The 26,207-nt window shown below is 73.2% G+C and carries 21 protein-coding genes and 1 riboswitch; of the genes, 7 read left to right on the top strand and 14 right to left on the bottom strand.

Annotated elements, in window-relative coordinates; all coding sequences use genetic code 11:
- Positions 1–654: a response regulator transcription factor gene (locus ACQ9ZG_RS26430; RefSeq protein ID WP_003965735.1), complete on the bottom strand. Its 654-nt coding sequence runs from the start codon at positions 652–654 to the stop codon at positions 1–3.
- 351 nt (positions 655–1,005) lie between these two features.
- On the opposite strand from ACQ9ZG_RS26430, the gene ACQ9ZG_RS26425 reads away from it, so the two are divergent.
- Positions 1,006–1,179, top strand: a complete 174-nt coding sequence (locus ACQ9ZG_RS26425; RefSeq protein ID WP_162888441.1) for a hypothetical protein — start codon at positions 1,006–1,008, stop codon at positions 1,177–1,179.
- A gap of 95 nt (positions 1,180–1,274) precedes the next feature.
- On the opposite strand, the gene ACQ9ZG_RS26420 is transcribed toward ACQ9ZG_RS26425, so the two are convergent.
- Both ACQ9ZG_RS26420 and ACQ9ZG_RS26415 read right to left on the bottom strand, forming a co-directional pair.
- Positions 1,275–2,075 (bottom strand): inositol monophosphatase family protein, encoded by an 801-nt coding sequence (locus ACQ9ZG_RS26420; RefSeq protein WP_028419103.1) that lies wholly within the window; start codon positions 2,073–2,075, stop codon positions 1,275–1,277.
- Positions 2,076–2,109: 34 nt separating this feature from the next.
- Entirely contained in the window at positions 2,110–3,237 is a 1,128-nt protein-coding gene (locus tag ACQ9ZG_RS26415; protein WP_499281290.1) for a ferrochelatase, read from the bottom strand.
- 243 nt (positions 3,238–3,480) lie between these two features.
- On the opposite strand from ACQ9ZG_RS26415, the gene ACQ9ZG_RS26410 reads away from it, so the two are divergent.
- Both ACQ9ZG_RS26410 and ACQ9ZG_RS26405 read left to right on the top strand, forming a co-directional pair.
- Positions 3,481–4,728: an MFS transporter gene (locus ACQ9ZG_RS26410; RefSeq protein ID WP_109916798.1), complete on the top strand. Its 1,248-nt coding sequence runs from the start codon at positions 3,481–3,483 to the stop codon at positions 4,726–4,728.
- Positions 4,685–6,007: a D-arabinono-1,4-lactone oxidase gene (locus tag ACQ9ZG_RS26405; RefSeq protein ID WP_028419100.1), complete on the top strand. Its 1,323-nt coding sequence runs from the start codon at positions 4,685–4,687 to the stop codon at positions 6,005–6,007. Before ACQ9ZG_RS26410 ends, ACQ9ZG_RS26405 begins: the two co-directional genes overlap by 44 nt.
- A gap of 110 nt (positions 6,008–6,117) precedes the next feature.
- Here the strand turns inward: ACQ9ZG_RS26405 and ACQ9ZG_RS26400 are convergent, their stop codons facing one another.
- The gene (locus ACQ9ZG_RS26400) at positions 6,118–7,344 is read right to left on the bottom strand and encodes a hypothetical protein (protein WP_499281289.1); all 1,227 of its coding nucleotides are present in this window, start codon (positions 7,342–7,344) and stop codon (positions 6,118–6,120) included.
- Between the two features lie 495 nt (positions 7,345–7,839).
- On the opposite strand from ACQ9ZG_RS26400, the gene sepH reads away from it, so the two are divergent.
- Complete coding sequence (gene sepH / locus ACQ9ZG_RS26395; RefSeq protein WP_028419098.1) at positions 7,840–8,907, top strand: septation protein SepH; 1,068 nt, start codon at positions 7,840–7,842, stop codon at positions 8,905–8,907.
- A gap of 76 nt (positions 8,908–8,983) precedes the next feature.
- On the opposite strand, the gene ACQ9ZG_RS26390 is transcribed toward sepH, so the two are convergent.
- Complete coding sequence (locus ACQ9ZG_RS26390; RefSeq protein WP_084991671.1) at positions 8,984–9,814, bottom strand: sulfurtransferase; 831 nt, start codon at positions 9,812–9,814, stop codon at positions 8,984–8,986.
- 300 nt (positions 9,815–10,114) lie between these two features.
- On the opposite strand from ACQ9ZG_RS26390, the gene ACQ9ZG_RS26385 reads away from it, so the two are divergent.
- The gene (locus ACQ9ZG_RS26385; RefSeq protein ID WP_109916084.1) at positions 10,115–10,891 is read left to right on the top strand and encodes a VOC family protein; all 777 of its coding nucleotides are present in this window, start codon (positions 10,115–10,117) and stop codon (positions 10,889–10,891) included.
- A 57-nt stretch (positions 10,892–10,948) separates the two neighbouring features.
- On the opposite strand, the gene ACQ9ZG_RS26380 is transcribed toward ACQ9ZG_RS26385, so the two are convergent.
- From ACQ9ZG_RS26380 to ACQ9ZG_RS26365, 4 genes are all read right to left on the bottom strand, one after another.
- Positions 10,949–11,602 carry a thymidine kinase gene (locus ACQ9ZG_RS26380; protein ID WP_028419095.1) on the bottom strand — a complete coding sequence of 218 codons (654 nt, stop codon included), beginning with the start codon at positions 11,600–11,602 and terminating at the stop codon, positions 10,949–10,951.
- A 45-nt stretch (positions 11,603–11,647) separates the two neighbouring features.
- On the bottom strand, positions 11,648–12,835 hold the full coding sequence (locus ACQ9ZG_RS26375) for an alkaline phosphatase family protein (RefSeq protein ID WP_109916083.1): 1,188 nt from the start codon (positions 12,833–12,835) through the stop codon (positions 11,648–11,650).
- Positions 12,835–13,431 carry a DUF5998 family protein gene (locus tag ACQ9ZG_RS26370; protein WP_018488287.1) on the bottom strand — a complete coding sequence of 199 codons (597 nt, stop codon included), beginning with the start codon at positions 13,429–13,431 and terminating at the stop codon, positions 12,835–12,837. Before ACQ9ZG_RS26370 ends, ACQ9ZG_RS26375 begins: the two co-directional genes overlap by 1 nt.
- Positions 13,432–13,496: 65 nt before the next feature.
- Positions 13,497–16,430 (bottom strand): bifunctional acetate--CoA ligase family protein/GNAT family N-acetyltransferase, encoded by a 2,934-nt coding sequence (locus ACQ9ZG_RS26365; RefSeq protein ID WP_499281288.1) that lies wholly within the window; start codon positions 16,428–16,430, stop codon positions 13,497–13,499.
- A gap of 160 nt (positions 16,431–16,590) precedes the next feature.
- Here ACQ9ZG_RS26365 and ACQ9ZG_RS26360 point away from each other — a divergent pair, with 160 nt between their 5' ends.
- Positions 16,591–16,872, top strand: coding sequence for an HPr family phosphocarrier protein (locus ACQ9ZG_RS26360; protein ID WP_007449776.1), 282 nt, complete (start codon positions 16,591–16,593; stop codon positions 16,870–16,872).
- A 144-nt stretch (positions 16,873–17,016) separates the two neighbouring features.
- On the opposite strand, the gene ACQ9ZG_RS26355 is transcribed toward ACQ9ZG_RS26360, so the two are convergent.
- The 4 genes from ACQ9ZG_RS26355 to ACQ9ZG_RS26340 form a co-directional block, all read right to left on the bottom strand.
- A complete protein-coding gene (locus tag ACQ9ZG_RS26355; protein WP_109917455.1) occupies positions 17,017–17,727 on the bottom strand; it encodes a GntR family transcriptional regulator in 711 nt (236 codons plus the stop codon).
- 306 nt (positions 17,728–18,033) lie between these two features.
- Entirely contained in the window at positions 18,034–18,849 is an 816-nt protein-coding gene (locus tag ACQ9ZG_RS26350; RefSeq protein ID WP_028419091.1) for a M23 family metallopeptidase, read from the bottom strand.
- A gap of 14 nt (positions 18,850–18,863) precedes the next feature.
- A riboswitch (cyclic di-AMP (ydaO/yuaA leader) is annotated at positions 18,864–19,032 on the bottom strand.
- A gap of 214 nt (positions 19,033–19,246) precedes the next feature.
- Positions 19,247–20,617, bottom strand: a complete 1,371-nt coding sequence (locus tag ACQ9ZG_RS26345) for a M16 family metallopeptidase (protein ID WP_018488292.1) — start codon at positions 20,615–20,617, stop codon at positions 19,247–19,249.
- Between the two features lie 26 nt (positions 20,618–20,643).
- Positions 20,644–21,999: a M16 family metallopeptidase gene (locus ACQ9ZG_RS26340; RefSeq protein ID WP_026237568.1), complete on the bottom strand. Its 1,356-nt coding sequence runs from the start codon at positions 21,997–21,999 to the stop codon at positions 20,644–20,646.
- A gap of 260 nt (positions 22,000–22,259) precedes the next feature.
- Here ACQ9ZG_RS26340 and ACQ9ZG_RS26335 point away from each other — a divergent pair, with 260 nt between their 5' ends.
- Entirely contained in the window at positions 22,260–24,713 is a 2,454-nt protein-coding gene (locus ACQ9ZG_RS26335; protein ID WP_109917454.1) for a DNA gyrase/topoisomerase IV subunit A, read from the top strand.
- A 367-nt stretch (positions 24,714–25,080) separates the two neighbouring features.
- Here the strand turns inward: ACQ9ZG_RS26335 and ACQ9ZG_RS26330 are convergent, their stop codons facing one another.
- Positions 25,081–26,184: a CobW family GTP-binding protein gene (locus tag ACQ9ZG_RS26330; protein WP_109917453.1), complete on the bottom strand. Its 1,104-nt coding sequence runs from the start codon at positions 26,182–26,184 to the stop codon at positions 25,081–25,083.
- Positions 26,185–26,207 lie beyond the last annotated feature (23 nt).

Raw genomic sequence — 26,207 nt, 5'->3', positions numbered from 1 at the left:
TCAGATCCGGTATCCGGAGCCCGGTACGGTGACGATCACGGGCGGTTCACCGAGCTTGCGGCGGAGCGTCATGACCGTGACCCGCACCACGTTGGTGAAGGGGTCGGTGTTCTCGTCCCAGGCTTTCTCCAGGAGCTGTTCCGCCGAGACGACGGCGCCCTCGCTGCGCATCAGGACCTCCAGCACCGCGAACTCCTTGGGGGCGAGCTGGATCTCCACCTCGTCCCGGAAGACCTCGCGGCGGTTGGGGTCGAGCTTGATCCCGGCCCGCTCCAGGACGGGGGGCAGCGCGACCGTCGTACGGCGGCCGAGCGCGCGGACCCGGGCGGTCAGCTCGCTGAAGGCGAAGGGCTTGGGGAGGTAGTCGTCGGCGCCCAGCTCCAGCCCCTCGACCCGGTCGCTGACGTCACCGGAGGCGGTGAGCATGAGGACCCGGGTGGGCATGCCCAGCTCGACGATCCGGCGGCAGACGTCGTCGCCGTGCACCACCGGAAGGTCCCGGTCCAGCACGACGACGTCGTAGTCGTTGACCCCGATGCGCTCCAGGGCCGCGGCACCGTCGTAGACGACGTCGACGGCCATGGCCTCCCGGCGCAGCCCGGTGGCCACCGCATCCGCGAGCAGCTGCTCGTCCTCGACGACGAGTACGCGCACAGCGCATTCCTTCCTTAGGTCCTTCTACGGGTTCACACAGCGAACGGCCCCCAGGGGAGGCCGACCGTGTACATCCATCCTGCCCGCAACGCGTATAAACCGGCGGTAAGACGGCGCTGGGCCGCCCCGCACCCCGGGAAGGGGGCGGATTCACCGGCCAGTTGAGGTTTCCGTGAGGTTGCGCATGGGGATGAGGGGTTCACACCCGCGATCACGTCCGGCCCGTGGCCCGCCACGGCCCCTCTCCGTTTTCCCCGGAGAAGCGGCGAGATCACCCGCCTCTCCGGCTCTCCCGCCGGAGGGATCCCGGGCACACCCCCGTGCCACCGACCCACGATGAGGGGGCGCATCATGGACGCTTTCACCGCAGGTCTGCTGCAACGCATCAAGACGACCGAGTCCGACCTCACGCGGGCTCGCGAGGACGGCGACGACTTCCTGGCGGATGTCGAGCAGGGCGAGCTGGACGACCTGCACCGCCTCGCGGCCGAGCACGGCGTGGAAATCGGCGCCACGAGCGTCTGAGCCGTACGGCGGAGGGCCCCGGGAGCCGTCATGGCCCCCGGGGCCCTCCGCTGTGCCCAGCACCCCGTACAGCTCCCACCAGGGCGCCTGCGGGGTCAGTCGTGCCAGGCGCCCAGCTCCTCCAGGGCCGTCTGGAGCGGCTCGAAGACCCCGGGGGTCGCCGCCACGGTGAGGTCGCCGTCGGCGGGCTGCCCGGGGCGGCCGCCGGTCAGCGCGCCCGCCTCCCGGGCGATGAGGTCGCCCGCGGCCAGGTCCCAGGGGTGCAGCCCGCGCTCGTAGTAGCCGTCCAGGCGGCCCGCCGCCACATCGCAGAGGTCCACGGCGGCCGAGCCGCCGCGCCGGATGTCGCGGAGCCTCGGGATGAGCTGCCGGGCCACGTCCGCCTGGTGGGCGCGGACGTGGGCGACGTAGTTGAAGCCGGTCGAGACGAGGGCCTGGTCGAACGGCGGGGCGGGGCGGCAGCGCAGGGCGTTGCCGTTCGCGTACGCACCGCCGCCCAGCACCGCCTGGTACGTCTCGCCGCGCATCGGGGCCTCGACGACGCCCACGACCCGCTCGCCGTCGCGCTCGGCGGCGATGGAGACGGCCCAGGTGGGCAGGCCGTAGAGATAGTTCACGGTGCCGTCGAGCGGGTCGATGACCCAGCGGATGCCGGTGGAGCCCGGGGAGCTGGCGCCCTCCTCGCCGAGAAAGCCGTCGTCGGGGCGGAAGTCGGTGAGATAGCCGGTGATCAGCTTCTCGGCGGCGATGTCCATCTCGGTGACCACGTCGATGGGGCTGGACTTGGTGGCGGCCACCCCCAGGTCGGCGGGGCGGCCGTCGCGCAGCAGGGCTCCGGCGCGGCGCGCGGCCTCCAGGGCGAGGTCGAGCAGTTCGGTGAGGGCGGGGTCGGTCACGGGGGCTCCCAGGGGGCTCGACGGGACGGATGCGTTACGCGTACGGGCTGTCGGCGCCGGCCGCGGCCGCCTTCGGGGCCCTGGCCGGGCAGCAGCCGACCGGGCAGAGGTCGTGGGACGGGCCGAGGGAGCCCAGCGCGCAGGGGGTCACCGCGCGCCCCCGCTCGCTCGCCGCGCGCTCCAGGAGCAGCTCCCGTACGGCGGCGGCGAAGCGCGGGTCGTCGCCCACGGTCGCGGACCGGCGGACCGGAAGACCCAGCTCGGCGGCCTTGGCGGTGGCCTCGGTGTCGAGGTCGTACAGGACCTCCATGTGGTCCGAGACGAAGCCGATGGGCGCCATCACGACGGCGGGGACGCCCTCGCCGTGCAGGGTCTCCAGGTGGTCGCAGATGTCGGGCTCCAGCCACGGGATGTGCGGGGCGCCGCTGCGGGACTGGTAGACGAGCTGCCAGGGGTGCTCGGTGCCGGTCTCCTCCCGCACCGCGTCCACGATCAGCCGGGCCACGTCCAGGTGCTCCGCGACGTACGCGCCGCCGTCCCCGTGGTCCTCCATGGGGCCGGAGGCGTCGGCGGCGGAGGTCGGGATGGAGTGGGTGGTGAAGGCGAGGTGCGCGCCAGCGCGGACGTCCTCGGGGAGGTCGGCCAGCGAGGCGAGGACGCCGTCGACCATGGGCCGGACGAAACCGGGGTGGTTGAAGTAGTGGCGCAGCTTGTCCACCCGCGGCACGTCCAGCCCCTCCGCCTCCAGGGCGGCCAGGGCCTCGGCCAGGTTCTCGCGGTACTGGCGGCAGCCCGAGTAGGAGGCGTACGCGCTGGTGGCGAGGACGGCGATGCGGCGGTGGCCGTCGGCGGTCATCTCGCGCAGGGTGTCGGTGAGGTACGGCGCCCAGTTGCGGTTGCCCCAGTAGACCGGCAGGTCCACGCCGTGGTCGGCGAAGTCCTTGCGCAGGGCGTCCAGCAGCGCCCGGTTCTGGGCGTTGATCGGGCTGACCCCGCCGAAGAGGAAGTAGTGCTGCCCGACCTCCTTGAGCCGTTCCTCGGGGATGCCCCGGCCGCGGGTCACGTTCGCCAGGAACGGGACCACGTCGTCCGGGCCCTCAGGACCGCCGAAGGAGAGCAGCAGCAGGGCGTCGTAGGGAGCAGGATCGCGCAGATCGGACATGGCACCGATCCTGCCACCCGCCTCCGACCGCGCGGCAACCGACATCCGACGCCCCGTCGGCAAGTGCCGGAACCGGGAGTCCGGGCCCCCTTTCCGCGCCCTGGTCACGCGCCCGCCCGCGCCGCTCCACCCGTCGCCGGCCGGGCTCCCCCGGCGGCCGGAATCCCGGTGTCCGGCACTTCCCCCCGGCCGTAAGCTGTATCGGCCAGCTACACGCATGACAGGCACGACCGGAGCACCCTCTTGCCCAGCCCCTACCGCACGATCTTCGCCGCCCCCGGTTCCCGGGGGTTCTCCGCCGCCGGGCTCTTCGGCCGGATGCCGCTCTCCATGCTCGGCATCGGCGTCGTGACCATGATCTCGCAGCTCACCGGCCGCTACGGGCTGGCCGGGGCGCTCACCGCGACGCTCGCCATGGCGGCCGCCGTCTTCGGTCCGCAGGTCTCGCGCCTGGTCGACCGGTACGGGCAGCGCCGGGTGCTGCGCCCCTTCACGCTGGTGGCGGTGGCGGCCGTGGCGGGGCTGCTGATCTGCGCCCAGCGGGGGGCGCCGGACTGGACCCTGTTCGTCTTCGCGGCGGCCGCGGGCTGCGTGCCGAGCGTGGGGTCGATGGTCCGGGCCCGCTGGGCGGCGATCTACCGGAGTTCCAGCCGTGAGCTGCACACGGCGTACTCCTGGGAGTCGATCGTCGACGAGGTGTGCTTCATCTTCGGCCCGATCATCTCGATCGGCCTCTCCACCGCCTGGTTCCCCGAGGCGGGTCCGCTGATCGCCGCCCTCTTCCTGCTGGTCGGGGTCTTCTGGCTGACCGCCCAGCGCGCCACCGAGCCCGTCCCGCACCCCAAGTCGCTGCACACCGGCGGCTCGGCGCTGCGCTCGCCGGGGCTCCAGGTGCTGGTGGCCACCTTCGTGGCGACGGGCGCCATCTTCGGCGGGGTGGACGTGGTCACCGTGGCGTTCGCGGAGGAGAGCGGCAAGAAGGCGGCGGCCTCCCTGGTGCTGGCCGTCTACGCACTGGGCTCCTGCCTCGCGGGGGCCGTTTTCGGCCTGCTGCACCTGAAGGGGAGCCCCGCGACCAGGTGGCTGGTGGGCGTCTGCGCGATGGCCGTGAGTATGATCCCCCTCCTACTGGCCGGGAACCTTCCGTTGCTGGCCGTGGCGCTCTTCGTCGCGGGCATCTCCGTCGCACCCACGATGGTCACCACGATGGCTCTCGTCGAAGCGCACGTACCGCGCACCAAGCTGACCGAGGGCATGACCTGGACCAGTACCGGGCTCGCGGTCGGAGTGGCGCTCGGCTCCTCGGCCGCCGGCTGGGTGGTCGACGCCGCCGGGGCGAAGGCGGGGTACGCGGTGCCCGTCGCGGCGGGGGCGCTCGCGGCGGCGGTGGCGTTCCTGGGGTATCGCCGGCTGGCGAAGCCGGTTCCTACGGGAGGGCGCGGGGAAGATGAGCGACACCTACGCACGGAAGACGACGAGCGCGTGGCGTAACTGGGCGGGGACCGTCACCGCCCGGCCCGCCCGGACCGAGTCCCCCGCGTCCGTGGACGAGCTGGTGGACGTGGTGCGCCGGGCCCACGCGGACGGGCTGCGGGTGAAGCCGGTCGGCACCGGCCACTCCTTCACCGCGGCCGCCGCCACCGACGGGGTGCTGATCCGCCCGGACCTGCTCACCGGCATCCGGGACATCGACCGCACGGCGATGACCGTCACCGTGGAGGCGGGCACTCCGCTCAAGCGCCTCAACACCGCGCTGGCCCGGGAGGGGCTCTCGCTCACCAACATGGGCGACATCATGGAGCAGACGGTCGCCGGGGCCACCTCCACCGGAACGCACGGCACCGGCCGCGACTCGGCCTCCATAGCCGCCCAGATCCGCGCCCTGGAGCTGGTCACCGCCGACGGCACGGTCCTGGTCTGCTCGGAGCGGGAGAACCCGGAGGTGTTCGCCGCCGCCCGGGTCGGGCTCGGCGCCCTCGGGGTGATCACCGCGGTCACCCTCGCCGTGGAACCGGTCTTCCTGCTGACCGCCCGGGAGGAGCCGATGGCCTTCGACCGGGTGACGGGCGAGTTCGACCAGCTGGTCGCGGAGAACGAGCACTTCGAGTTCTACTGGTTCCCTCACACGGGCAACTGCAACACCAAGCGCAACAACCGCAGCGCAGGCCCCGCCGCCCCGCCCGGGAGGGTGAGCGGCTGGATCGACGACGAGCTGCTCTCCAACGGGGTCTTCCAGGTGGCCTGTTCGGTCGGCCGGGCGGTCCCCGCGACCATCCCGTCCATCGCCAAGCTCTCCAGCCGGGCCCTCTCCGCCCGCACCTACACCGACATCCCCTACAAGGTCTTCACCAGCCCGCGCCGGGTGAGGTTCGTGGAGATGGAGTACGCCGTTCCGCGGGAGCGGGCGGTGACGGCGCTGCGGGAGCTGAAGGCGATGGTCGAGCGCTCCCCGCTGAAGATCAGCTTCCCGGTCGAGGTGCGGACCGCGCCCGCCGACGACATGGCCCTCTCGACCGCCTCCGGACGCGACAGCGCCTACATCGCCGTCCACCTCTACAGGGGCACGCCCCACCGCTCGTACTTCACGGCGGTCGAACGGATCATGACCGCGCACGGGGGCCGCCCGCACTGGGGCAAGATCCACACCCGGGACGCGGAGTATCTCGCGGGGGTCTACCCGCGGTTCGGGGAGTTCACCGCCGTACGGGACCGGCTCGACCCGGACCGGATGTTCGGCAACGACTATCTGCGGCGGGTCCTCGGGGAGTGAGCCTCCGCCGACGAGTCGGCGGACCGGCAAGTCGGCAAGGCGGCACGGCGGTGAACGAGTTCGGCCCCCTCACGGTGGTGAAGGGGCCGAAGCGTTCTCCGGTACGCCGGTCACTCGGCGCCGGCGCCGCCTGCGGGCGGGGCCTGCTCGACCTGGCCGGGGGCGCCGCCGGGGCCCGTACCGGTCGTCGGGTCGGGGGCGCCGGTCCCGTTGCCGTCGGGGGCCGACGGGGTCGGCGTCGGGGCGGGCGTGGTGGTGCCCCCGGAGGGGGTGGGCGTGGGGGTGGACCCGGTGCCCGGGCTCTCGCCGCCGGTGCCCGTGCCGGGGTCGGGGCTCGTACCGCCGCCCGTGCCGGGGTCGGTGGTGGAGCCCGTACCGCTGCCCTCCTTCCCACCGTCGCCGTCACCGCTGCCGGGACTCTGCCGCTGCTCGTCCGCTCCCCCGTCCCGGCCGGTGTCGCCGGAGGGCGCGGGGTCGGCGGGGCCGGAGTCGCGGCCGCCGCCGCTCCGGACGACGGAACCGAGGGTGGTGCCCTTGCCCCCGCTGAGGTCGTTGCCCGAGATCACCTCGAAGGCGGTGATCCCGCCCATGGCCACGGCGAAGACGGCGGCCGCCGCCAGCGCGGGCCGCTTCCAGCCGCGCAGCCGGGTGCCGTGGGTGGTGCCCTCGGTGAACGCGTCGCCGGTGAGGGCGCCGTCGGCCGGGGCTCCGTCGGTCCAGGTGGAGTGGACCGCCGCCCCCGGCAGCATCCGGGTGCGCTCCCCGGCCCGCGGCAGCATCCGCGTACGGTCCGGGTCTGCCACCGGTCCCAGCAGCCGGGTGCGTCCGTCGTCGGCGGGGACCGTGCCGAGCGCCTGCGTACGGTCCGGGTCCGCGACCGGCCTCAGCAGCTGCGTGCGCTCGGTGTCCGGGACGGCGTCCAGGGCCATCTCCGGGACCGCGCCGGGGTCGACGGTCGGCAGCACCGTGGTGGCGTCCTCCGCCGGGCCCTGCCCCGGACCGGGGCCGGGCTCCGGCCTCCGCTCGGCGGATCTGCGCCCGGCCGGCGTCGTCTCCTTGGTGCGCACCGTCACCTGGCGGCCCTCCGGGTGGGTCACCTGGACCGTCACCTCGCGGATCTGCTCGCCCGTACGGCGGAAGAAGTGCTGGAAGACGGAGCCCCCACAGGTGGCGACGACGCTCATCACGCCCGCCCCGGCGATGGTCCCGTACACGCCCAGCTGCGAGGCCGCCACCGCTGCCGCGACGGCGGCCACGGCGCTCCCGGCGACCTGCGGGAGACTCAGATCGATGCGCCTTTCCTTGGGTTCTATGTCACTTTCCGGCTTCTGAACCATTACCAGCCCCTGCTTGACATCTCTCCCACCATGCAACAGGAAGGGACAAATGAGCGAAGTGGATAGTTCCGTTTCCGGTGATTGTGTGAAGCACGCCACGCATCAGGGGCATATCGCTGGGAAGTGGGTACCCCAACTCCCGGGCCTCCCGAGAAGTTCGGCGGCGCGCCGGTCCACCCCGGTGGCCCGAATGGAGTACTGTGACGAGCCCTGGGGCGGACTCCCATACGGGTATCCGCAGCTGAGGGAGGGGGCCGGCGGCGGCACTCGAACCGGCGGCACCAAGGCATTGCGCGGGCGCTTGCTCCACAGAGCGACCAAATCGGTCACTTTGGGGCGCAAGAGACAACCGTGTCATGGCGGCGTTCCAGGGCGAGCGCCCGACACGCCGGGCAACTTGGCAAGGTTGTGGCAGGCTGCACCCGGGCAGGTCACACTCGACTAGCGGAAGCAGCGACGCACGTGACGTCGGCAGGCACCACCCGGGAGGTCCCCATGCCCGAACTGCGTGTCGTGGCCGTCTCCAACGACGGCACACGACTGGTGCTCAAGGCTGCGGACAGCACGGAATACACGCTTCCGATCGATGAGCGGCTGCGCGCCGCCGTGCGCAACGACCGCGCCCGGCTGGGCCAGATCGAGATCGAGGTGGAGAGCCACCTCCGCCCCCGCGACATCCAGGCCCGCATAAGGGCCGGTGCCTCCGCGGAGGAGGTCGCCCAGTTCGCCGGCATCCCGGTCGACCGTGTCCGCCGCTTCGAGGGCCCCGTGCTCGCGGAGCGCGCCTTCATGGCGGAGCGGGCCCGGAAGACCCCCGTGCGCCGTCCCGGCGAGAACACCGGCCCTCAGCTCGGCGAGGCGGTGCAGGAGCGGCTGCTGCTGCGCGGAGCCGACAAGGAGACCGTCCAGTGGGACTCCTGGCGCCGTGACGACGGCACCTGGGAGGTCCTGCTCGTCTACCGGGTCGCGGGCGAACCGCACTCAGCGAGCTGGAGCTACGACCCGCCGCGCCGACTGGTCCAGGCCGTCGACGACGAGGCACGCTCCCTGATCGGGGAGACGGACGACGCGGCCCCCGAGCCGAGCTTCCCCTTCGTGCCCCGGATCGCCAGGCTGCCGCGCGACCGGCCACTGGACCGCACCCTGGACCGGCAGATCGAGCGACATGTGGAGCGGCCCGTTCCGGCTCTTGAGCCGGAGGAGTACGTGAGCAGCGCGTCGGCCGGTGAGCGGGACTCGCTGACCAGCCTGCTGGAGGCGGTGCCGAGCTTCCGGGGCGACATGGTGGTGCCGGAGCGGCCCACGCAGCCCGAGCCGCCCGCACTGGAGCCCGCGGCCGAGGAGGCCGAGGCGGACGAGCCGCCCGCGGCGGCGGCCTCCGCCGGTGCCGGTTCGGCGTACGCGGACGTGCTGATGCCGAGGGCGGTGGCCGGTCACCGCGACCGGCTGACCGGGACGACGGACCGTCAGGCGGAGGCGGACGGGGTCCGGCCGGGGCGGCGGGCGGCCGTGCCGAGCTGGGACGAGATCGTCTTCGGTACCCGCCGCAAGAAGCAGGACTGACCGGGAGGTGCCGGTCGGCGGTAGAGGGGCCCGTACGCGATGGCGTACGGGCCCCTCTCCGTCCGGGCGGCGGCCCTTATCGAGGGTCGGGGCCGGTCGCGACCGGGCGGGCGGGGTCGGCGGACCACTCGGACCAGGAGCCGGGGTAGAGCGCGGCGGGGATGCCGGCGATCTCCAGGGCCAGCACCTCGTGGGCGCCGGAGACCCCCGAGCCGCAGTAGACGCCGACGGGCCCGTCGCTCTTCCCCGCACCGAGCGCGGTGAACCGCTCGGTGAGCCGTTCGGCCGGAAGGTAGCGGCCGTCCTCGGTGACGTTCTGGGTGGTCGGGGCGGAGACGGCCCCGGGGATGTGGCCGCCGACCCGGTCGATGGGCTCGACGTCGCCCCGGTAGCGCTCGGCCGCCCGGGCGTCCAGCAGCAGTCCCGTACGGGCGAGGGCGGCGGCCCCGTCCGCGTCCAGGGTGGGCAGGGCGCCCGGCTTCGGCCGGAAATCGCCCTCGGCCGGGTGCGGGACCTCGGCGGTGAGGTCGCCGGTCCACGCGGCCAGCCCGCCGTCCAGGACCCGTACGTCCGGGTGGCCCGTCCAGCGGAGCAGCCACCAGGCGCGGGCGGCGGCCCAGCCCTGTCCACCGTCGTAGACCACGACCGGGGTGTCCTGGCCGACCCCTGCCCGGCGCATCACGGCGCCGAAGGCCTCCGGGTCCGGGAGGGGGTGGCGGCCGCCGCTGCCCGCCGGTCCGGCCAGCTCCGCGTCGAGGTCGACGAAGACGGCGCCCGGGAGGTGGCCGGCCTCGTAGTCGGGGCGGCCGTGCGGACCACCCAACTGCCAGCGGACGTCCAGGAGGACCGGGGGCCGCGGTCCCGTCGACTCGCTCGCGTATTCGGTTGCGGTGATGATGGGCTTCATGGGTGCCATCCTCGCGCAGAGGCCGTGGCACCCGTACCGGCATCGGTACGGATTCACCGCGGCGTGGCGGTCTCCCTCCACCGGAGCCACCGATTCCGACGGCTCCGACGGCTCCACCCGCTCCGCCGGGAACCCGGCGAGCACCGAGAACCCGGCGCACGCGGCGCGGCCGGGGCCCCGCGCACGGCGGGTGGTGCGAGCATCTGCACGGGGTGTGCGGTCCGCGTCCCGACCCGGGACGGCCCGCACCGCCGCGTTCCCCTGTACGGCCACCACAACGGTCCGAGGAGAGACAAGACGATGACCGAGGCTGCCGCCCGGCGTACGCCCGGAACACCTTGCTGGGTGAGTCTGATCGTGCACGGCCTGACCGCGACCCAGGAGTTCTACGGGGCCCTGTTCGGGTGGGAGTTCCGCCCGGGCCCCGACCAGCTGGGCCCCTACGTCCGGGCTTTCCTCGACGGGGAGGAGGTCGCGGGCATCGGCCAGCTGCCGCCCGACCGGCACCTCCCGATCGCCTGGACCACCTATCTGGCGTCGGACGACGCGGATCTGACCGCCGAGGTGATCCGCTCCTGCGGCGGTACGGTCGCGGTCGGCCCGATCGACGCGGACGAGGCGGGGCGCCTCGCGATCGCCTCGGACCCGGGCGGGGCCGTCTTCGGTGTCTGGCAGGCCGCGGACCACATCGGGACCATGACGGCGGGCGCCCCCGGCACCCCCGTCTGGAACGAGCTGGTGACCCGGGAGACCTCGATGGTCGCGAAGTTCTACCAGACGGTCTTCGGTTACGAGACCGAGGCGGTGGTATCCGCCGACTTCGACTACCAGACCCTGCACCTGGAGGGGCGCCCGGTGGCCGCTCTGCACGGGGTCGGCCAGGCCCTGCCGCGCGACCGGGGCCCGCACTGGATGACGTACTTCGAGGTCGCGGACGTGGACGAGGCGGCCGCCCGGGTGGTGGAGCTGGGCGGGCACGTCCTGCAGCCGCCGCGCGAGGGGGCGAGCGGCCGGCTGGCGACGGTGGCCGACCCGGAGGGCGCTGCCTTCACCGTCGTCCGGTCCTCCGGGCAGTAGGCGGCCCCGGGTTCGCGTTGAGGGGCGTCGGGGCGCTCCAGGGAGCCTTCGGGCCGTTCAGCCGTCGGCGGCGACCGGGAGCACGTCCGGGGAGAGGGCCCCGGCACCGGCGGTCTGGGCGGTCATCCGGCGGCGGTGGTGGCGTCGGCACAGCACCTCGTAACCGACCTCGTCCGCCCGCCGGTTGACGTCCCCGACGACGACCTGGGCGCCCTCGACGACCATCTCGCCGCCCACCGTACGGGCGTTGTGCGTGGCCCGGGCGCCGCACCAGCAGAGCGCCTCCACCTGGAGCGCCTCTATCCGGTCGGCCAGCTCCATCAGCCGCTGGGAGCCGGGGAAGAGCTTGGTGCGGAAGTCGGTGGTGATGCCGAAGGCGAAGACGTCGAGCCCCAGGTCGTCGACGACACGTGCCAACTGGTCGATCTGGGCCGGGGCGAGGAACTGCGCCTCGTCCACGATCACGTAGTCCACCTTGCCGCCGCGGCTGACCCGGTCGACGATGTGCGCGTAGACGTCCATGCCCTCCTCGGCCTCCACCGCGTCGGTCACCAGGCCGAGCCGGGAAGAGAGCTTTCCCTCGCCCGCCCGGTCGTCCCGGGTGAAGATCACGCCCTGGAGGCCGCGCGCGGAGCGGTTGTGACCGATCTGCAGGGCCAGCGTGCTCTTTCCGCAGTCCATGGTTCCGGAGAAGAACACCAGCTCGGGCATGAGGGGTCGAGCACCTTTCAGAACAGCGGAGGGGGGAGAACGCGGTTACGAGCGTACTTCGAGCAGCGGGACGAGCTGTTCGACGGGGGTCAGGGAGCCGTGCATGCCGACCATGGCCGACTCGTGCGGCTCGTTGACCGAGGCGGTGATGACGACGTCGTCGTGGGCGGCGGCGACCACATCGCCGATCCGGCCGTACACCCGCTCGTCGACGGCGGGCCCGAACCAGCCGGCCGCGACGGCCTCGTCCCGGCTCGCCACCCAGAACTGCTCGCCGAGCACCTCGCGCCAGACGGCCAGGACGTCCCCCTGGGCGCCGGGCACCGCGTAGACATGGCGGGCGCGGCCCTCGCCGCCGAGGAGCGCGACGCCGGCGCGCAGCTCCCAGTCCTCGTCGAAGTCGATCCGGGACTGCTCGTCGAAGGGGATGTCGATCATGCCGTGGTCGGCGGTGATGTAGAGCGCCGAGCGCGGCGGGAGCTGTTCCGCGAGGCGCTGGGCGAGCCCGTCGACGTACATCAACTGTCCGCGCCAGGCGTCGGAGTCGATGCCGAAGCGGTGGCCCTTGCCGTCGACCTCGCTGTAGTACGTGTAGACGAGCGAGCGGTCCCCGGCGGCGAGGCGCTGGGCGGCGGTGTCCATCCGGTCCTCGCCGGAGAGCCGGCCGAGGAAGGAACCGCCGCTGAGCGCGACCTTGGTGAGCGGGGTGTGCTCGAAGTCCGGGGACGAGACCTGCGCGGTGCGCACGCCCGCCGCGTCGGCCAGCTGGAAGACCGTGGGATACGGCTGCCAGACCTTGGGCTCGCTCCACGGGCGCCAGCGGAGCTGGTTCATCAGCTCGCCGGTCTCCGGATTGCGCACGGTGTAGCCGGGCAGGCCGTGGGCGCCGGGCGGGAGTCCCGTGCCGACCGAGGCGAGCGAGGTCGCGGTGGTGGAGGGGAAGCCCGCGGTGATGGGGCGCCCGGTGCCGCCGCGCGAGGTGGGGAGCAGGGAGTGCAGGAAGGGGGCCTCGTCGGGGTGGGCCTTGATCTGCTCCCAGCCGAGGCCGTCGATCAGGAAGACGCAGTTGCGGTCGGCGGGGGTCAGCTCGGGGATGGCGGCGGTGAGCCCGTCCACCCCCTGCCCGGCGGCGAGGGTCGGCAGCAGGTCGGCCAGCGAGCCGCTGCCGTAGGCCGGGACGGGTGCGGTGTCGAGCGCGAGCGGGACGGGGTCCTGCCAGGCGGCCTGGGCCATCACCGGCCGGTCGCGGCGGTGGCGGCCGTGGCCTCGGAGAGGGACTGGGCGAAGGCGAGGGTCTGGCGGACGGCGTCGGGGCCGTCACCGGCCTCGCTGACGCGCAGGCTCAGGTCGTCGGCGGTGGAACTGCCCGTGTAGCCGTGGTCGGCCTCGCAGTTGGTGTCGCCGCAGGCGGCGGGCTCCAGGTCGATCCGGGAGACCGCGCCCCAGCCGATGGTGAGGACGACCTCGCGGGGCAGGGTGCCCGGGACGTACTTCTCCGGGTTGGCCACCACCCGGCTGACCACGACGGAGGAGATCCGCTCCAGCTTGACCGACTCGGTGGAGGTGGTGGCGTACGGCGTCGGGGAGCTGGTGTCGGCGGCCTGCTCGTCGGTGTGGCTGACGATGAACCGGTGCTCGGTCAGGACGAGGACGGTGGCATGGCGGCGGACCTCGTTGGAGTCGAACGTGGTCTCCTGGTGGACCAGGTACGAAGCGACCGGCTCCCCGCCGACGGCGGCCTCGACCGCCTCGGCCACGAGGGCCGGGTAGTAGCCGCTGCGCTCGATCGCCGCGCGCAGCCCCTGGGTCGTCGTACCGGTCTTTGCCATGTGCACCATCCTACGGGGGGCCGGTGACTGCCGGGGACGCCCTGGGGGCTCCCGGACGGGGCGGATCAGTAGTTCGGTAGACGGCGGGGGCCGAGGTCGCCGCGCGGGGGCGGCGGGGCCAGCCGGACGCTCGCGCCGAGCACGGTGATGCCCTGGGGGGCGACGACCACCGGCTCCAGCGCCACGGAGACCACTTCGGGGTGGTCGTCGACCAGCCGGGAGAGCCTCAGCAGCAGCTCCTCCAGGGCCGGGGTGTCCACGGGGGCCGAGCCGCGCCAGCCGAAGAGGACCGGGGCCGCCTTGATGGAGCGGATCAGCTCGGCGGCGTCCCGGTCGGTGGCGGGGACCAGCCGGTGCGCGGTGTCGCCCAGCAGTTCGGAGGGGGCGCCCGCGAGGCCGAAGGAGAGGATGGCCCCGGCGGCGGCGTCGATGGAGGCCCGGACGACCGTGTCCACGCCCCGGGGGGCCATGGCCTGGACGACCGGGAGGAGTTCGGCGGGCTTGCCGAGGAGGTCGGTCAGCTCTCCGTACGCGCGGCGCAGCGCCTCCTCGTCCGTGAGGTCGAGCCGTACGCCGCCGAGGTCGGCGCGGTGGCGCAGATGGGGGGCGGTGGTCTTCAGCGCGACCGGGTAGCCGAGCCGGGCCGCGGCGGCGACGGCGGCCTCGGGGTCCGGGGCGGGGAGCGTGGGGCGTACGGGGATGCCGTACCGGCCGAGCAGTTCGCCGGCCTCGTCGTGGGTGAGGGGGCGGCCGCGCGGGTCGGGGGCGGTGCCGAGCAGGGTGTCGATCAGGGCGGCGGTGCCGGGCTCGTCGATGGTGTCGTCGAGGAACTCGGGCACCTTGCCGGGGGTGGCCGCCTGCCGCCGCCACTGCGCGTACTTCACGGCTTCGGCCATCGCCCGTACGGCCCGTTCGGCGGCGGGGTAGGCGGGGATGCGGCCGGGGGCGGCGGGCTGCGGGGTGTCCGGGGTGGGTGCCGTGGTGCCTGTGGGTGCTGTGGTGTCCGTGGTGGTCGGTGTGGGTGCTGTGGTGGTGGGGGCCGATGTGGTGCCCGTGGTTGCCGATGCTCCCGACGCGGTGGCGGCGGGGCGGCCGGCGAGCGTCGTGGGGCGGGTGCGCGGGGCGGCCGTGCTGCTGGCGGCGGCGAGCGCCTCCGCGAGGCCGCCGATCTCCACGTGGACCACGGCGACGGGCTTGGCCGGCCCTCCGGCGGCCGCTCCGCGCAGGGCGGCGGCCAGCACCTCGCCGTCGCCGGTCTCCGCGTTGCCGTTCTCACCGACCCACGGGATGGCGGTGACGATCACGGCGTCACAGGTCCCGTCCGCCAGCGCCTCGGCCAGCGCGTCCCGGAAGTCCTGCGGGGAGGCGGCCGTGGTGAGGTCGACCGGCGGGCGCGGTCGGAGCCCCTCGGCGAGGCAGGCGTCGTAGGTGAGGAGGCCCAGGGACTCGGAGTTGCCGAGGATCGCGACCCGGGGGCCGGCCGGGAGGGGCTGGTCGGCCAGGAGCAGTCCGGCGTCGACCATCTCGGTCACCGTGTCGACCCGGATGACGCCCGCCTGGCGCATCAGGGCGGAGACGGTGGCGTCGGGGATGCGGCTGACGGGGACGGCGTGGCCGGGCGGGTTGGTGCCGCTGTGCCGGGCGCCCTTGACCACGACGACGGGCTTCGTGGCGGCGGTCCGGCGGGCGAGGCGGGTGAACTTGCGCGGGTTGCCGAGCGATTCGAGGTAGAGGAGGGCGACGTCGGTGTCCGGGTCCTCGAAGGAGTACTGGAGGAAGTCGTTGCCGGAGACGTCGGCCCGGTTCCCCGCCGAGATGAACGAGGAGAGGCCCGCGCCCCGGCGGTGGAGGCCGGAGAGCAGGGCGATGCCGATGGCGCCGGACTGGGTGAAGAGGCCGATCCGGCCGCGGGCGGGCGACTCGGGGGCGAGGGAGGCGTTCAGCCGGACGGACTCGGCGGTGTTGATGATGCCGAAGGCGTTGGGGCCGATGATCCGCATGCCGTACGAGCGGGCCTGGCGGACCAGTTCGCGCTGGAGCTCGCGGCCGGCCGAGCCCCGCTCGGCGTATCCGGCGGAGAGGACGACGAGCCCCTGGACGCCGTGCTCGCCGCAGTCGGCGACGGCTTCGGGGACCCGGTGGGCGGGGACCGCGATGACGGCCAGGTCGACCCGCTCGCCGATCTCGCCGAGCGAGCGGTGGGCGGGGACGCCGTCGAGGGTGGTCGTGCTCTCGTCGAAGGCCCGGTTCACGGCGTAACTGCGGCCGGTGAAGCCTGCGGCGAGGAGGTTGCGCAGCACCGTGCGGCCCACTCCCCCGGGCGTACGGCCGGTGCCGATCACCGCGACGGAGCCGGGGGCGAGGAGGCGCTGCACCGAGCGGGCCTCGGCGCGCTGCTCCCGGCCGCGCTGCACGGCGAGGGACTTCTCGGTGGGTTCGAGGTCGAGGGTGAGGTGGACGGAGCCGTCCTCGAAGCTGCGCTGCTGGGTGTAGCCGGCGTCCCGGAACACCTTGATCATCTTGGTGTTGGCGGGGAGCACCTCGGCGGCGAAGCGCCGGATGCCGCGCTCGCGGGCGACGGCGGCGATGTGTTCGAGCAGCGCGGAGGCGACCCCGCGGCCCTGGTGGGCGTCCTGGACGAGGAAGGCGACCTCGGCCTCGTCGGCGGGGGCGGAGGCGGGCCTGCCCTGTTCGTTGATGCGGTCGTAGCGGACGGTTCCGATGAACTCGCCGCCGATCGTGACGGCCAGCCCCACCCGGTCGACGTAGTCGTGATGGGTGAAGCGGTGCACGTCCCGGTCGGAAAGGCGGGGGTAGGGGGCGAAGAAGCGGTAGTACTTCGACTCGTCGGAGACCTGCTCGTAGAAGCTGACCAGCCGCTCGGCGTCGTCCGTGGTGATCGGCCTGATGCGCGCGGTGCCCCCGTCGCGGAGCACCACGTCCGCTTCCCAGTGGTCGGGGTACGCGTGATGCGGACTCTGCTCCGGCGTGGGCTCCATGGGCAAAGCCTACGACCGGCGTCCCGGTCGCGGAGGGTTCGGTACCGGGGCAGTCTGGGGACGATCCGGACGGGACCGGCCGGAGGAGAGGCCGGGCAGAGCAGTACGCACCGCATGAGAGACTGGTCTAGACAACCATTGATATGTGAAGGGCAGAACCATGGCTGAGCGCCGCGTAAACGTCGGTTGGGCCGAGGGCCTGCACGCCCGCCCCGCTTCCATCTTCGTCCGTGCCGCCACGGCCTCCGGCGTCCCCGTGACGATCGCCAAGGCCGACGGCAACCCGGTCAATGCCGCCTCCATGCTCGCGGTGCTGGGCCTGGGCGCCCAGGGCGGCGAGGAGATCGTGCTCGCCTCGGACGCGGACGACGCCGAGGCCGCCCTGGACCGTCTGGCGAAGCTGGTCGCCGAGGGTCTCGAGGAGCTGCCCGAAACCGTCTGACGGTACGGAGGACTGAGCCGTGGATCCCCTGAGGGGACCACGGCTCTTTCTTTATTCCGCACCCGGGCCCGACCCGCGACCGGCTATTCGAGGGCAGCACGGAAAAGCCCCCGGAATTACTTCTCTTTGTATACGGCTTCCTTGTTAATGGCGGGCACTCGCAATGTTTACGCCGTGTTGCGAAGAACTCACCCGGGACCGCGGCGCCGGGTGACGGCCGGGCCGGTCCGGGCGGCGGCGGAGCCGGTGGGCCGCGGCCGACCGTTCCGCGTGCTGGGCGGCCAGCGCCCTCGCCCGCTCCGCGTCGCCGCGCGCCACCGCGTCCACGATGGCACCGTGCTCGGCCCAGGAGTCGACGGGGCGGGCCGGCTGCTCGACGGCGTACATCCACGCGGTCTTGTGCCTGAGCTGGGTGAGCAGGGCGATGAGGCCGGGGCTGCCGGAGGCCTGGGCGAGGGTCTCGTGGAACCAGCCGCCCAGCGCCCGCAGGTCCTCCCCCTCGCCCCGGCGGGCCCGCTCCTGGCCCAGCCGGACCAGGCCGCGGAGCACCTTGAGGTGGGCCTCCGTCCGGCGCTGGGCGGCCCGGGCCGCGCCGAGCGGCTCCAGGAGCATCCGGATCTCCAGCAGGTCGGCGGCCTCCTGCTCGGTGGGCTCGGCGACGCAGGCCCCGGCGTGCCTGCGGGTGACGACGAAGCCCTCGGACTCCAGCGTGCGCAGCGCCTCGCGCACCGGGACGCGGGAGACCCCGTACCGCCGCGCCAGCAGTTCCTCGGTGAGGCGGCTGCCGCGTTCGTAGACACCGGAGACGATGTCGTCACGGATTGCCGTGCATACCGATTGCGCGGGAATGCGCATGTCCGAACCTCCGCCATAATCCCCGCGAGACGCGGCCGGCCGACACCTGTTCCGTGACTCTATTGCAATCCGCCGCAATTTCCGATGGCGGGTCGGAATCGAGGGATATCTTCTGGCGGATTCCGGAAGGCGCGGGACCGGACCGTGGGGCCGGACGGGACCGTGGGGCCCGACCGGACCGTGGGGCCGGACGGGACCGTGGGGCCCGACCGGACCGTGGGGCCGGACGGGACCGTGGGGCCCGACCGGACCGTGGGGCCGGTTCGCCGGACCGCTTGCCCGGGCCGGGCGTCGGTGCCGTGCGCGTCAGACGTTGACGCCGTGCGAGCGCAGGTAGGCGACCGGGTCCATGTCCGAGCCGTACTCCGGGGTGGTCCGGGCCTCGAAGTGCAGGTGCGGGCCGGTGGAGTTGCCGGTGGAGCCGGAGAGGCCGACCTGCTGGCCGGAGGTGACGCTCTGGCCGACGGAGACGGTGATCGAGGAGAGGTGGCCGTACTGGGTGTACGTGCCGTCGGCCATCCGGAGCACCACGTTGTTGCCGTACGCCCCGCCCCAGCCGGCCTCGACGACCGTACCGGCGCCGACCGCGACGACGGAGCTGCCGGAGGCGGCGCGGAAGTCCACGCCGGAGTGGCTGCCGGAGGACCAGAGGGCGCCGCCCGACTTGTAGCCGGTGGTGACGTAGGACCCGGCGACGGGGAGGTGGAAGGCGTTGAGGCGGGCGCGCTCGGCGGCGCGGGCGGCCCGGGCCTTCTCCTCGCGGATCTCCTTCGCGCGGGCCTCGGCCTTGCGCTCCGCCTCCGCCTTCGCCCGGGCCTTCTCGGCCTTGGCCTTGGCTTCCGCGGCGGCCTTGGCCTTCGCCCTGGCCGCGTCGGCCGCCTGCTGGTGCTGGGCGCGGGCCTGGGCGTCGAGCCGCTCGGCGAGCGTGGCGTCGAGGGTGATGGCCTGGGTGAGTCCGGTCTCGACGGTCCGGGCGGCCTCGGAGTCCGCCGCGGTGGCCGGCGAGGCGAGGGTGCCGAGGACGCCGGTGGTGGCCAGGGCCGTGACGCCGGCGACATGGGCGCTGCGGCGGGTCAGGCGGCTCGGGGCACGGTGCTTCCCGGTGGCACGGGTGAACGCCATGGAGGGGCTGGATCCTTTCCTTCCTTCTCGCCTACCGGGTTAGCTGACGGGTTCGGAGCAGGAAGGTCTCCTACGGACTCCCGGGCCGGTTCGCGGCACGGGGATCCGATTCACCCCAGGGACTGCGTGTGGGTCCCCGGCTCCCCAGGCTCGCGCCTGACGGGGACTCGGCGATGGCTGCCCGGCGCCGCGGGTGCGGCATACGGGTGGCGGACAGCCGGGCCGACGCTAGGCGGGGCGGCTGCGCATCACCAAACGGACAGGGGGGTTTGTCGCGCATCCCACAGGGCAGATCGTCACCCTCTTGGAGGAAGAGGCACATTTGGGACTTAACGCGCAAAAAGCGAGGGCCCCGGCGAACCGGGACCCTCGTTCCTTCTGCCGCGCCGGTGCGGTGTCAGCCGCTGACGACGGTCACCTCTCCGATGCCGAGCGCCTTCACCGGCTCCGCGATCTGCGCCGCGTCCCCGACCAGGACCGTGACCAGCCGGTCCACCGGGAAGGCGTTGACCACGGCCGCGGTCGCCTCCACGGTGCCCGTCTCCGCGAGGCGGGCGTACAGCTGGGCCTGGTAGTCGTCGGGGAGGTGCTGCTCGACCTGGTCGGCCAGGGTGCTCGCGACCGAGGCGGCCGTCTCGAACTTGAGCGGGGCGACGCCCACCAGGTTCTGCACGGCCGTCTCGCGCTCGGCGTCGGTAAGCCCTTCGGCGGCCAGCGTGCGCAGGACCTTCCAGAGGTCGTCCAGGGCCGGGCCGGTGGACTCGGTGTCCACCGAACCGCTGATGGCGAGCATCGCCGCACCGCCCGCGTCGGGCCCGGCGGAGCGCAGGACCTGGGCGAAGGCCCGCACGCCGTAGGTGTAGCCCTTCTCCTCGCGCAGCACCCGGTCCAGCCGGGAGGTGAGGGTGCCGCCCAGGCAGTAGGAGCCGAGCACCTGGGCGGGCCAGACGCTCTCGTGGCGGTCCGGGCCGATGCGGCCGATCAGCAGCTGGGTCTGGACCGCGCCGGGGCGGTCCACGATGACGACGCGACCGGCGTCGTCGGCGGTGATCGGGGCGACCGGGCGGGCCTGGCCCGCGTCGCCCGACCAGTCGCCGAGGGTGTCGGCGAGCAGGGCGTCCAGGTCGATGCCGGTCAGGTCACCGACGATCACGGCCGTCGCGGTGGCCGGGCGGACATGGGCGTCGAAGAAGGCGCGCACGGCGGCCGCGTCGATCCGCCGCACGGTCTCCTCGGTGCCCAGCCGGGGGCGGGACATCCGGGCGGTGGCCGGGAACAGCTCCTTGGAGAGCTGCTTGGCGGCGCGCCGGGACGGGTTGGCCTGCTCGTGCGGGATCTCGTCGAGCCGGTTGCCGACGAGCCGCTCGATCTCGCTCTCGGCGAAGGCCGGGGCGCGCAGGGCCTCCGCGACCAGGCCGAGCGCCTTGGCCAGCCGGGAGGCCGGGACCTCCAGGGAGACCCGGACGCCGGGGTGGTCGGCGTGGGCGTCCAGGGTGGCGCCGCACCGCTCCAGCTCGGCGGCGAACTCCTCGGCGCTGTGCTTGTCGGTGCCCTCGGAGAGCGCGCGCGACATGATCGTGGCCACGCCGTCCAGGCCCTCGGGCTCGGCGTCCAGCGGCGCGTCCAGGAAGATCTCCACGGCCACGACCTGCTGGCCGGGGCGGTGGCAGCGCAGCACGGTCAGCCCGTTGGGCAGGGCGCCGCGCTCGGGGGCGGGGAAGGCCCACGGCCGGGCGGTGCCCGGGGTCGGCTGCGGGTGGTACTCCATGGCTACTCCAGTCACGGCGGCGTCGCTCACTTGTCCGTCCCCTCGGGCGCGTCGGTGGCCTCGTCCCCGTCCTCGGCAGGCTCGACCGGCTCGTAGACGAGCACCGCCCGGTTGTCGGGGCGCAGGGCCGCCGCGGCCGCCTGGCGCACCTCCTCGGCGGTGACGTCCAGCACCCGGCCCACGGCGGTCAGGGCGAGCTGCGGGTCACCGAACAGCACCGCGTAGCGGCAGAGTTCGTCGGCGCGGCCCGCGACCGTCCCCAGCCGGTCCAGCCACTCGCGCTCCAACTGGGCCTGGGCGCGCTCCATTTCCTCCGGGGTGGGCCCCTCGGCGGCGAACCGGGCCAGCTCCTCGTCGACCGCGGTCTCGATCGTCTCCACCGCGACACCGCCGGAGGTCTTCACGTCCAGCCAGCCCAGCGAGGGCGCCCCGGCGAGCCGCAGCAGCCCGAACCCCGCCGCCACCGCCGTACGGTCGCGGCGGACCAGGCGGTTGTGCAGCCGGGAGGACTCACCGCCGCCGAGCACGGTGAGCGCCAGGTCGGCCGCGTCGGCGGCGCGGGTGCCGTCGTGCGGGAGGCGGTAGGCGGCCATCAGGGCGCGCGCCGGGACCTCCTCGTGGACCACTTCGCGCAGCTGCTCGCCGATGATCTCGGGCAGGGTGCCGTCGCGCGGGGGCTGCTTGCCGTCGTGGGACGGGATGGAGCCGAAGTACTTCTCGATCCAGGCGAGGGTCTGCTCGGGGTCGATGTCGCCGACGACCGACAGCACCGCGTTGTTGGGCGCGTAGTACGTACGGAAGAACGCGCGGGCGTCCTCCAGGGTGGCCGCGTCCAGGTCGGCCATGGAGCCGATCGGGGTGTGGTGGTACGGGTGGCCCTCGGGGTAGGCGAGGGCGGTGAGCTTCTCGAACGCGGTGCCGTAGGGCACGTTGTCGTAGCGCTGGCGGCGTTCGTTCTTGACGACGTCGCGCTGGTTCTCCATGGACTCCTCGTCCAGGGCGGCGAGGAGGGAGCCCATGCGGTCGGCCTCCAGCCAGAGGGCCAGCTCCACCTGGTGGGTGGGCATGGTCTCGAAGTAGTTGGTCCGCTCGAAGCTGGTCGTCCCGTTGAGCGAGCCGCCGGCCCCCTGGACCAGCTCGAAGTGACCGTTCCCCTTGACCTGGCCCGAGCCCTGGAACATCAGGTGCTCGAAGAGGTGAGCCAGACCGGTGCGTCCCTTGACCTCGTGGCGCGAACCGACGTCGTACCAGAGGCAGACCGCGGCGACCGGGGTCAGATGGTCCTCGGAGAGCACCACACGCAGGCCGTTGGCCAGGCGGTGCTCGGTCGCTGTCAAGCCGCCGGAGCCGGCCTGTGCGGTGGCCGTGTGACCCATGGGCATGTACGTCCCTTCGATCGCGATACTGGACTTCCTGACCGGTACTCCCTGCCAGACCTGCCACTCTAAGCAAGCGCACCGGCACCTGGCGAAGTTCCCGTTCCGCGGAAGTTTCCGTCGATGGTGTCCCGGGCCGTGCCGCCCGGCACGGCTTCGGACGGGTCGAGGTCCGCGTTGTCAGTGCGGAGGTCCACAATGGTCCGCATCAGTACCCCAGGTTGTCCGATCAGAATCCGTGAATCCGAGAAGGAGTCGCAGCCGCGATGGCCCGCCGTAGCACGAAGACCCCGCCGCCGGACGACTTCGAGGAGAAGATCCTCGACATCGACGTCGTCGACGAAATGCAGGGCTCCTTCCTCGAGTACGCGTACTCGGTGATCTACTCCAGGGCCCTGCCCGACGCCCGCGACGGCATGAAGCCGGTGCACCGGCGCATCGTGTCCCAGATGAACGAGATGGGGCTGCGCCCGGACCGCGGCTATGTGAAGTGCGCGCGCGTCGTCGGCGAGGTCATGGGCAAGCTGCACCCCCACGGTGACGCGTCGATCTACGACGCGCTGGTGCGGATGGCCCAGCCCTTCTCGATGCGGCTGCCCCTGGTCGACGGCCACGGCAACTTCGGCTCGCTGGGCAACGACGACCCGCCGGCCGCGATGCGGTACACCGAGTGCCGGATGGCCGACGCCACCTCCCTGATGACGGAGGCGATCGACGAGGACACGGTCGACTTCCAGTCGAACTACGACGGCCAGGAGCGCGAGCCGGTCGTCCTGCCCGCCGCCTACCCCAACCTCCTGGTCAACGGCGTCTCGGGCATCGCGGTCGGCATGGCCACCAACATGCCCCCGCACAACCTGGGCGAGGTCATCGCGGCCGCCCGCCACCTGATCAAGCACCCGGGCGCCGACATCGAGACGCTGATGCGTTTCGTCCCCGGCCCCGACCTGCCGACCGGCGGCCGGATCGTCGGCCTGGGCGGGATCAAGGACGCGTACACATCGGGCCGCGGCACGTTCAAGATCCGTGCCACCGTGACCGTGGAGAACGTGACACCCCGCCGCAAGGGCCTCGTCGTCACCGAACTGCCCTTCACCGTCGGCCCGGAGAAGGTGATCGCCAAGATCAAGGACCTGGTCTCGGCGAAGAAGCTCCAGGGCATCGCGGACGTCAAGGACCTCACCGACCGGGCGCACGGCCTGCGGCTGGTCATCGAGGTGAAGAACGGCTTCGTGCCGGAAGCGGTGCTGGAGCAGCTCTACAAACTGACGCCGATGGAGGAGTCCTTCGGCATCAACAACGTGGCGCTGGTCGACGGCCAGCCGCTCACCCTGGGCCTCAAGGAGCTGCTGGAGGTCTATCTCGACCACCGCTTCGAGGTGGTGCGCCGGCGCAGCGAGTTCCGTCGGGGCAAGCGCCGGGACCGGCTGCATCTGGTGGAGGGGCTGCTCGTCGCCCTCCTCGACATCGACGAGGTCATCCGGATCATCCGGGACAGCGACAACTCGGCGCAGGCCAAGGAGCGCCTGATGGAGCGCTTCTCGCTGAGCGAGGTCCAGACGCAGTACATCCTGGACACCCCGCTGCGCCGGCTCACCCGCTTCGACCGGATCGAGCTGGAGGGCGAGCGGGACAAGCTCAAGAGCGAGATCGACGCGCTGACGGCGATCCTGGAGTCGGACGCGGAGCTGCGCAAGCTGGTCTCCTCGGAGCTGGCGGCGGTGGCGAAGAAGTTCGGCACGGACCGGCGCACGGTGCTGCTGGAGTCGGCGGGTTCGCAGATCGCCTCCGTGCCGCTGGAGGTCGCGGACGACCCGTGCCGGGTGCTGCTGTCGTCGACGGGGCTGCTGGCCCGTACGGCCAACGCGGAGCCGGTGGAGATCTCCGAGGACGCCCGGCGGACCAAGCACGACGTGATCGTCTCGGCCGTGGCGGCGACGGCGCGCGGCGATGTGGGGGCGGTGACCTCCACCGGGCGGCTGCTGCGGCTCTCGGTGATCGACCTGCCGCAGCTTCCCGACACCCACGCCGAGCCCAACCTCTCCGGCGGGGCGATGATTTCGGAGTTCCTCACCCTGGAGGCGGACGAGGAGCTGGTCTGCCTCACCAGGCTCGACGAGGCGTCGCCGGGGCTGGCGATCGGCACACTCCAGGGCGTGGTGAAGCGCGTCGTGCCGGACTATCCGGCCAACAAGGACGAGCTGGAGGTCATCGCCCTCAGGGACGGTGACCGGATCGTGGGCGCGACCGAGCTGCGTACGGGCGAGGAGGACCTGGTCTTCATCGCCTCCGACGCCCAGTTGCTGCGCTATCCGGCGGCCTCGGTGCGTCCGCAGGGGCGGGCCGCCGGCGGTATGGCGGGCATCAAGCTGGGGGCGGGGGCCGAGGTGCTGTCGTTCACGGCGGTGGACCCGGCGGCGGACGCGGTCGTGTTCACGGTGGCCGGTTCGCACGGGACGCTGGACGACTCGGTGCTGACGTCGAAGCTCACCCCGTTCGACCAGTATCCGCGCAAGGGCCGGGCGACCGGCGGGGTGCGCTGCCAGCGGTTCCTGAAGGGCGAGGACGTGCTGGTCTTCGCCTGGGCGGGCGCCATTCCGGCCCGCGCCGCGCAGAAGAACGGCACCCCGGCGCAGTTGCCGGAGCCGGACCCGCGCCGCGACGGTTCGGGCACGCCGCTGCTCCAGCCGGTGGCGGTGATCGCGGGACCGCCGCAGTAGGCGCCGCCCGCATCCGTCTCCGTCCACGGGAAGCGGCCCGGGGCACCATGCCTCCGGGCTGCTTCCCCGTTTACTCGGGGTCTCTCGCGCCTCGGGGCCGCGTCCCGTAGGCCCGGAGGCCCCTCGCGACCCCGGACCGCCTCCGCCGACCGGGACGCGGGGTGCCGGACCTCGCGCCTACGGGATGCGGGGGTCGGGGCTCCCCTGTACGGAACGCGGGTGTCGGGGCTCCCCTGTACGGGACACGGGTGCCGGACCACCCCTGTACGGAACGCGGGTCTCGGACCACCCCTGTACGGAACGCGGGTGTCGGGGCTCCCCTGTACGGGACGCGGGTCTCGGACCACCCCTGTACGGGACGCGGGTGTCAGAGCTCCGCCGGTGCGTCCTCGGGGTCCGGCTCCTGCTGTACGTAGCGGAGCACGCCCCACATGGCGCGTTCGGCGTCCGGGGCGTCGGGGCCGGGCTCGGTGCGGCAGGCGGCCAGCCCCTCGCGCAGGGCCTCGGCGTCGATCCCCGAGCCGATCAGGACGAGCTGGGTGAGCCGTTGTTCGCCCCGCGCCCACGGCTGCGGCACGAACCGCAGGAACCGGCCGACCGCGTGCAGCGCGTACCGGTTGTCCCGGTCGCCCGCGCCGAAGTCCGCGAACCCCTTGATCCGGTAGAGCCCTTCGGGGCGGGAGTCCAGGAACGCGATGAAGCGGCGCGGGTCCAGGGGGACGTCCGAGGTGAAGTCGACGCTCTCGTAGGCCGCGTGGAGATGGCCGTCGTGGTCCCCGTGCCCGTCGCACCCCTCCGCGCCCGCCTCCTCCCGCAGCAGGTCCTCGAAGGTGAGCTGGCGGATCCCCTCCTCGCCGTCCGGCCGCAGCGCGGGGTCGAAGAGCAGCTCGGGGTCGATCCGGCCGTGCACCGCGGGGATCACGGCGGCGGGCCGGCTCAGCTCCGCGACCACTGCCCTCAGCCGCTCCCGCTCGGCCTCCCCCACCCGGTCGGTCTTGTTCAGCACCACCAGGTCGGCCACGGCCAGATGGCGGTCGAGCTCCGGATGGCGCTCCCGGACTCCGTCGAACTCGGCAGCGTCGACGACCTCGACCAGTCCCCCGTACCGGATGTGCGGGTTCTCGCTGGCCAGCAGCATCCGTACCAGCTCCTGCGGTTCGGCCAGGCCGCTCGCCTCGATGACGATCACGTCCAGCCGGGCCGAGGGGCGGGTCAGCGTCTCCAGGAAGGTGTCGAGTTCGCTCGCGTCGACCGCGCAGCACAGGCAGCCGTTGCCGAGGGAGACCGTGGAGCCGACCTGCCCCGCGACGGTCATGGCGTCGATCTCGATGGACCCGAAGTCGTTGACGATCACGCCGATCCGGGTGCCCGCGCGGTTGTGGAGGAGGTGGTTCAGGAGCGTGGTCTTGCCGGAGCCGAGGAAGCCCGCCAGGACGACGACCGGGATCTGCTGGGTGCGGGGCGGGGTCAACGGGGGCCTTCCTCCAGGGGGCG

Origin of the sequence: Streptomyces araujoniae, assembly GCF_050871195.1 — a bacterium.
Classification (GTDB): Bacteria; Actinomycetota; Actinomycetes; order Streptomycetales; family Streptomycetaceae; genus Streptomyces; species Streptomyces bacillaris.
Note: the sequence above shows the minus strand (reverse complement) of the source record. Positions and strands in the feature narration are given on the sequence as shown.

Bases quoted from the DNA above. Each gene is read 5' to 3' on its own strand.
- ACQ9ZG_RS26340 (WP_026237568.1), bottom strand. From the start codon at position 21,999: ATGCCCATGGGTCACACGGCCACCGCACAGGCCGGCTCCGGCGGCTTG.
- sepH (WP_028419098.1), top strand. From the start codon at position 7,840: ATGCCCGAACTGCGTGTCGTGGCCGTCTCCAACGACGGCACACGACTG.
- ACQ9ZG_RS26380 (WP_028419095.1), bottom strand. From the start codon at position 11,602: ATGCCCGAGCTGGTGTTCTTCTCCGGAACCATGGACTGCGGAAAGAGC.
- ACQ9ZG_RS26345 (WP_018488292.1), bottom strand. From the start codon at position 20,617: ATGGAGTACCACCCGCAGCCGACCCCGGGCACCGCCCGGCCGTGGGCC.
- ACQ9ZG_RS26375 (WP_109916083.1), bottom strand. From the start codon at position 12,835: ATGGCCCAGGCCGCCTGGCAGGACCCCGTCCCGCTCGCGCTCGACACC.
- ACQ9ZG_RS26385 (WP_109916084.1), top strand. From the start codon at position 10,115: ATGACCGAGGCTGCCGCCCGGCGTACGCCCGGAACACCTTGCTGGGTG.
- ACQ9ZG_RS26425 (WP_162888441.1), top strand. From the start codon at position 1,006: ATGGACGCTTTCACCGCAGGTCTGCTGCAACGCATCAAGACGACCGAG.
- ACQ9ZG_RS26390 (WP_084991671.1), bottom strand. From the start codon at position 9,814: ATGAAGCCCATCATCACCGCAACCGAATACGCGAGCGAGTCGACGGGA.
- ACQ9ZG_RS26360 (WP_007449776.1), top strand. From the start codon at position 16,591: ATGGCTGAGCGCCGCGTAAACGTCGGTTGGGCCGAGGGCCTGCACGCC.
- ACQ9ZG_RS26415 (WP_499281290.1), bottom strand. From the start codon at position 3,237: ATGTCCGATCTGCGCGATCCTGCTCCCTACGACGCCCTGCTGCTGCTC.
- ACQ9ZG_RS26405 (WP_028419100.1), top strand. From the start codon at position 4,685: ATGAGCGACACCTACGCACGGAAGACGACGAGCGCGTGGCGTAACTGG.
- ACQ9ZG_RS26355 (WP_109917455.1), bottom strand. From the start codon at position 17,727: ATGCGCATTCCCGCGCAATCGGTATGCACGGCAATCCGTGACGACATC.
- ACQ9ZG_RS26400 (WP_499281289.1), bottom strand. From the start codon at position 7,344: ATGGTTCAGAAGCCGGAAAGTGACATAGAACCCAAGGAAAGGCGCATC.
- ACQ9ZG_RS26350 (WP_028419091.1), bottom strand. From the start codon at position 18,849: ATGGCGTTCACCCGTGCCACCGGGAAGCACCGTGCCCCGAGCCGCCTG.
- ACQ9ZG_RS26365 (WP_499281288.1), bottom strand. From the start codon at position 16,430: ATGGAGCCCACGCCGGAGCAGAGTCCGCATCACGCGTACCCCGACCAC.
- ACQ9ZG_RS26370 (WP_018488287.1), bottom strand. From the start codon at position 13,431: ATGGCAAAGACCGGTACGACGACCCAGGGGCTGCGCGCGGCGATCGAG.
- ACQ9ZG_RS26335 (WP_109917454.1), top strand. From the start codon at position 22,260: ATGGCCCGCCGTAGCACGAAGACCCCGCCGCCGGACGACTTCGAGGAG.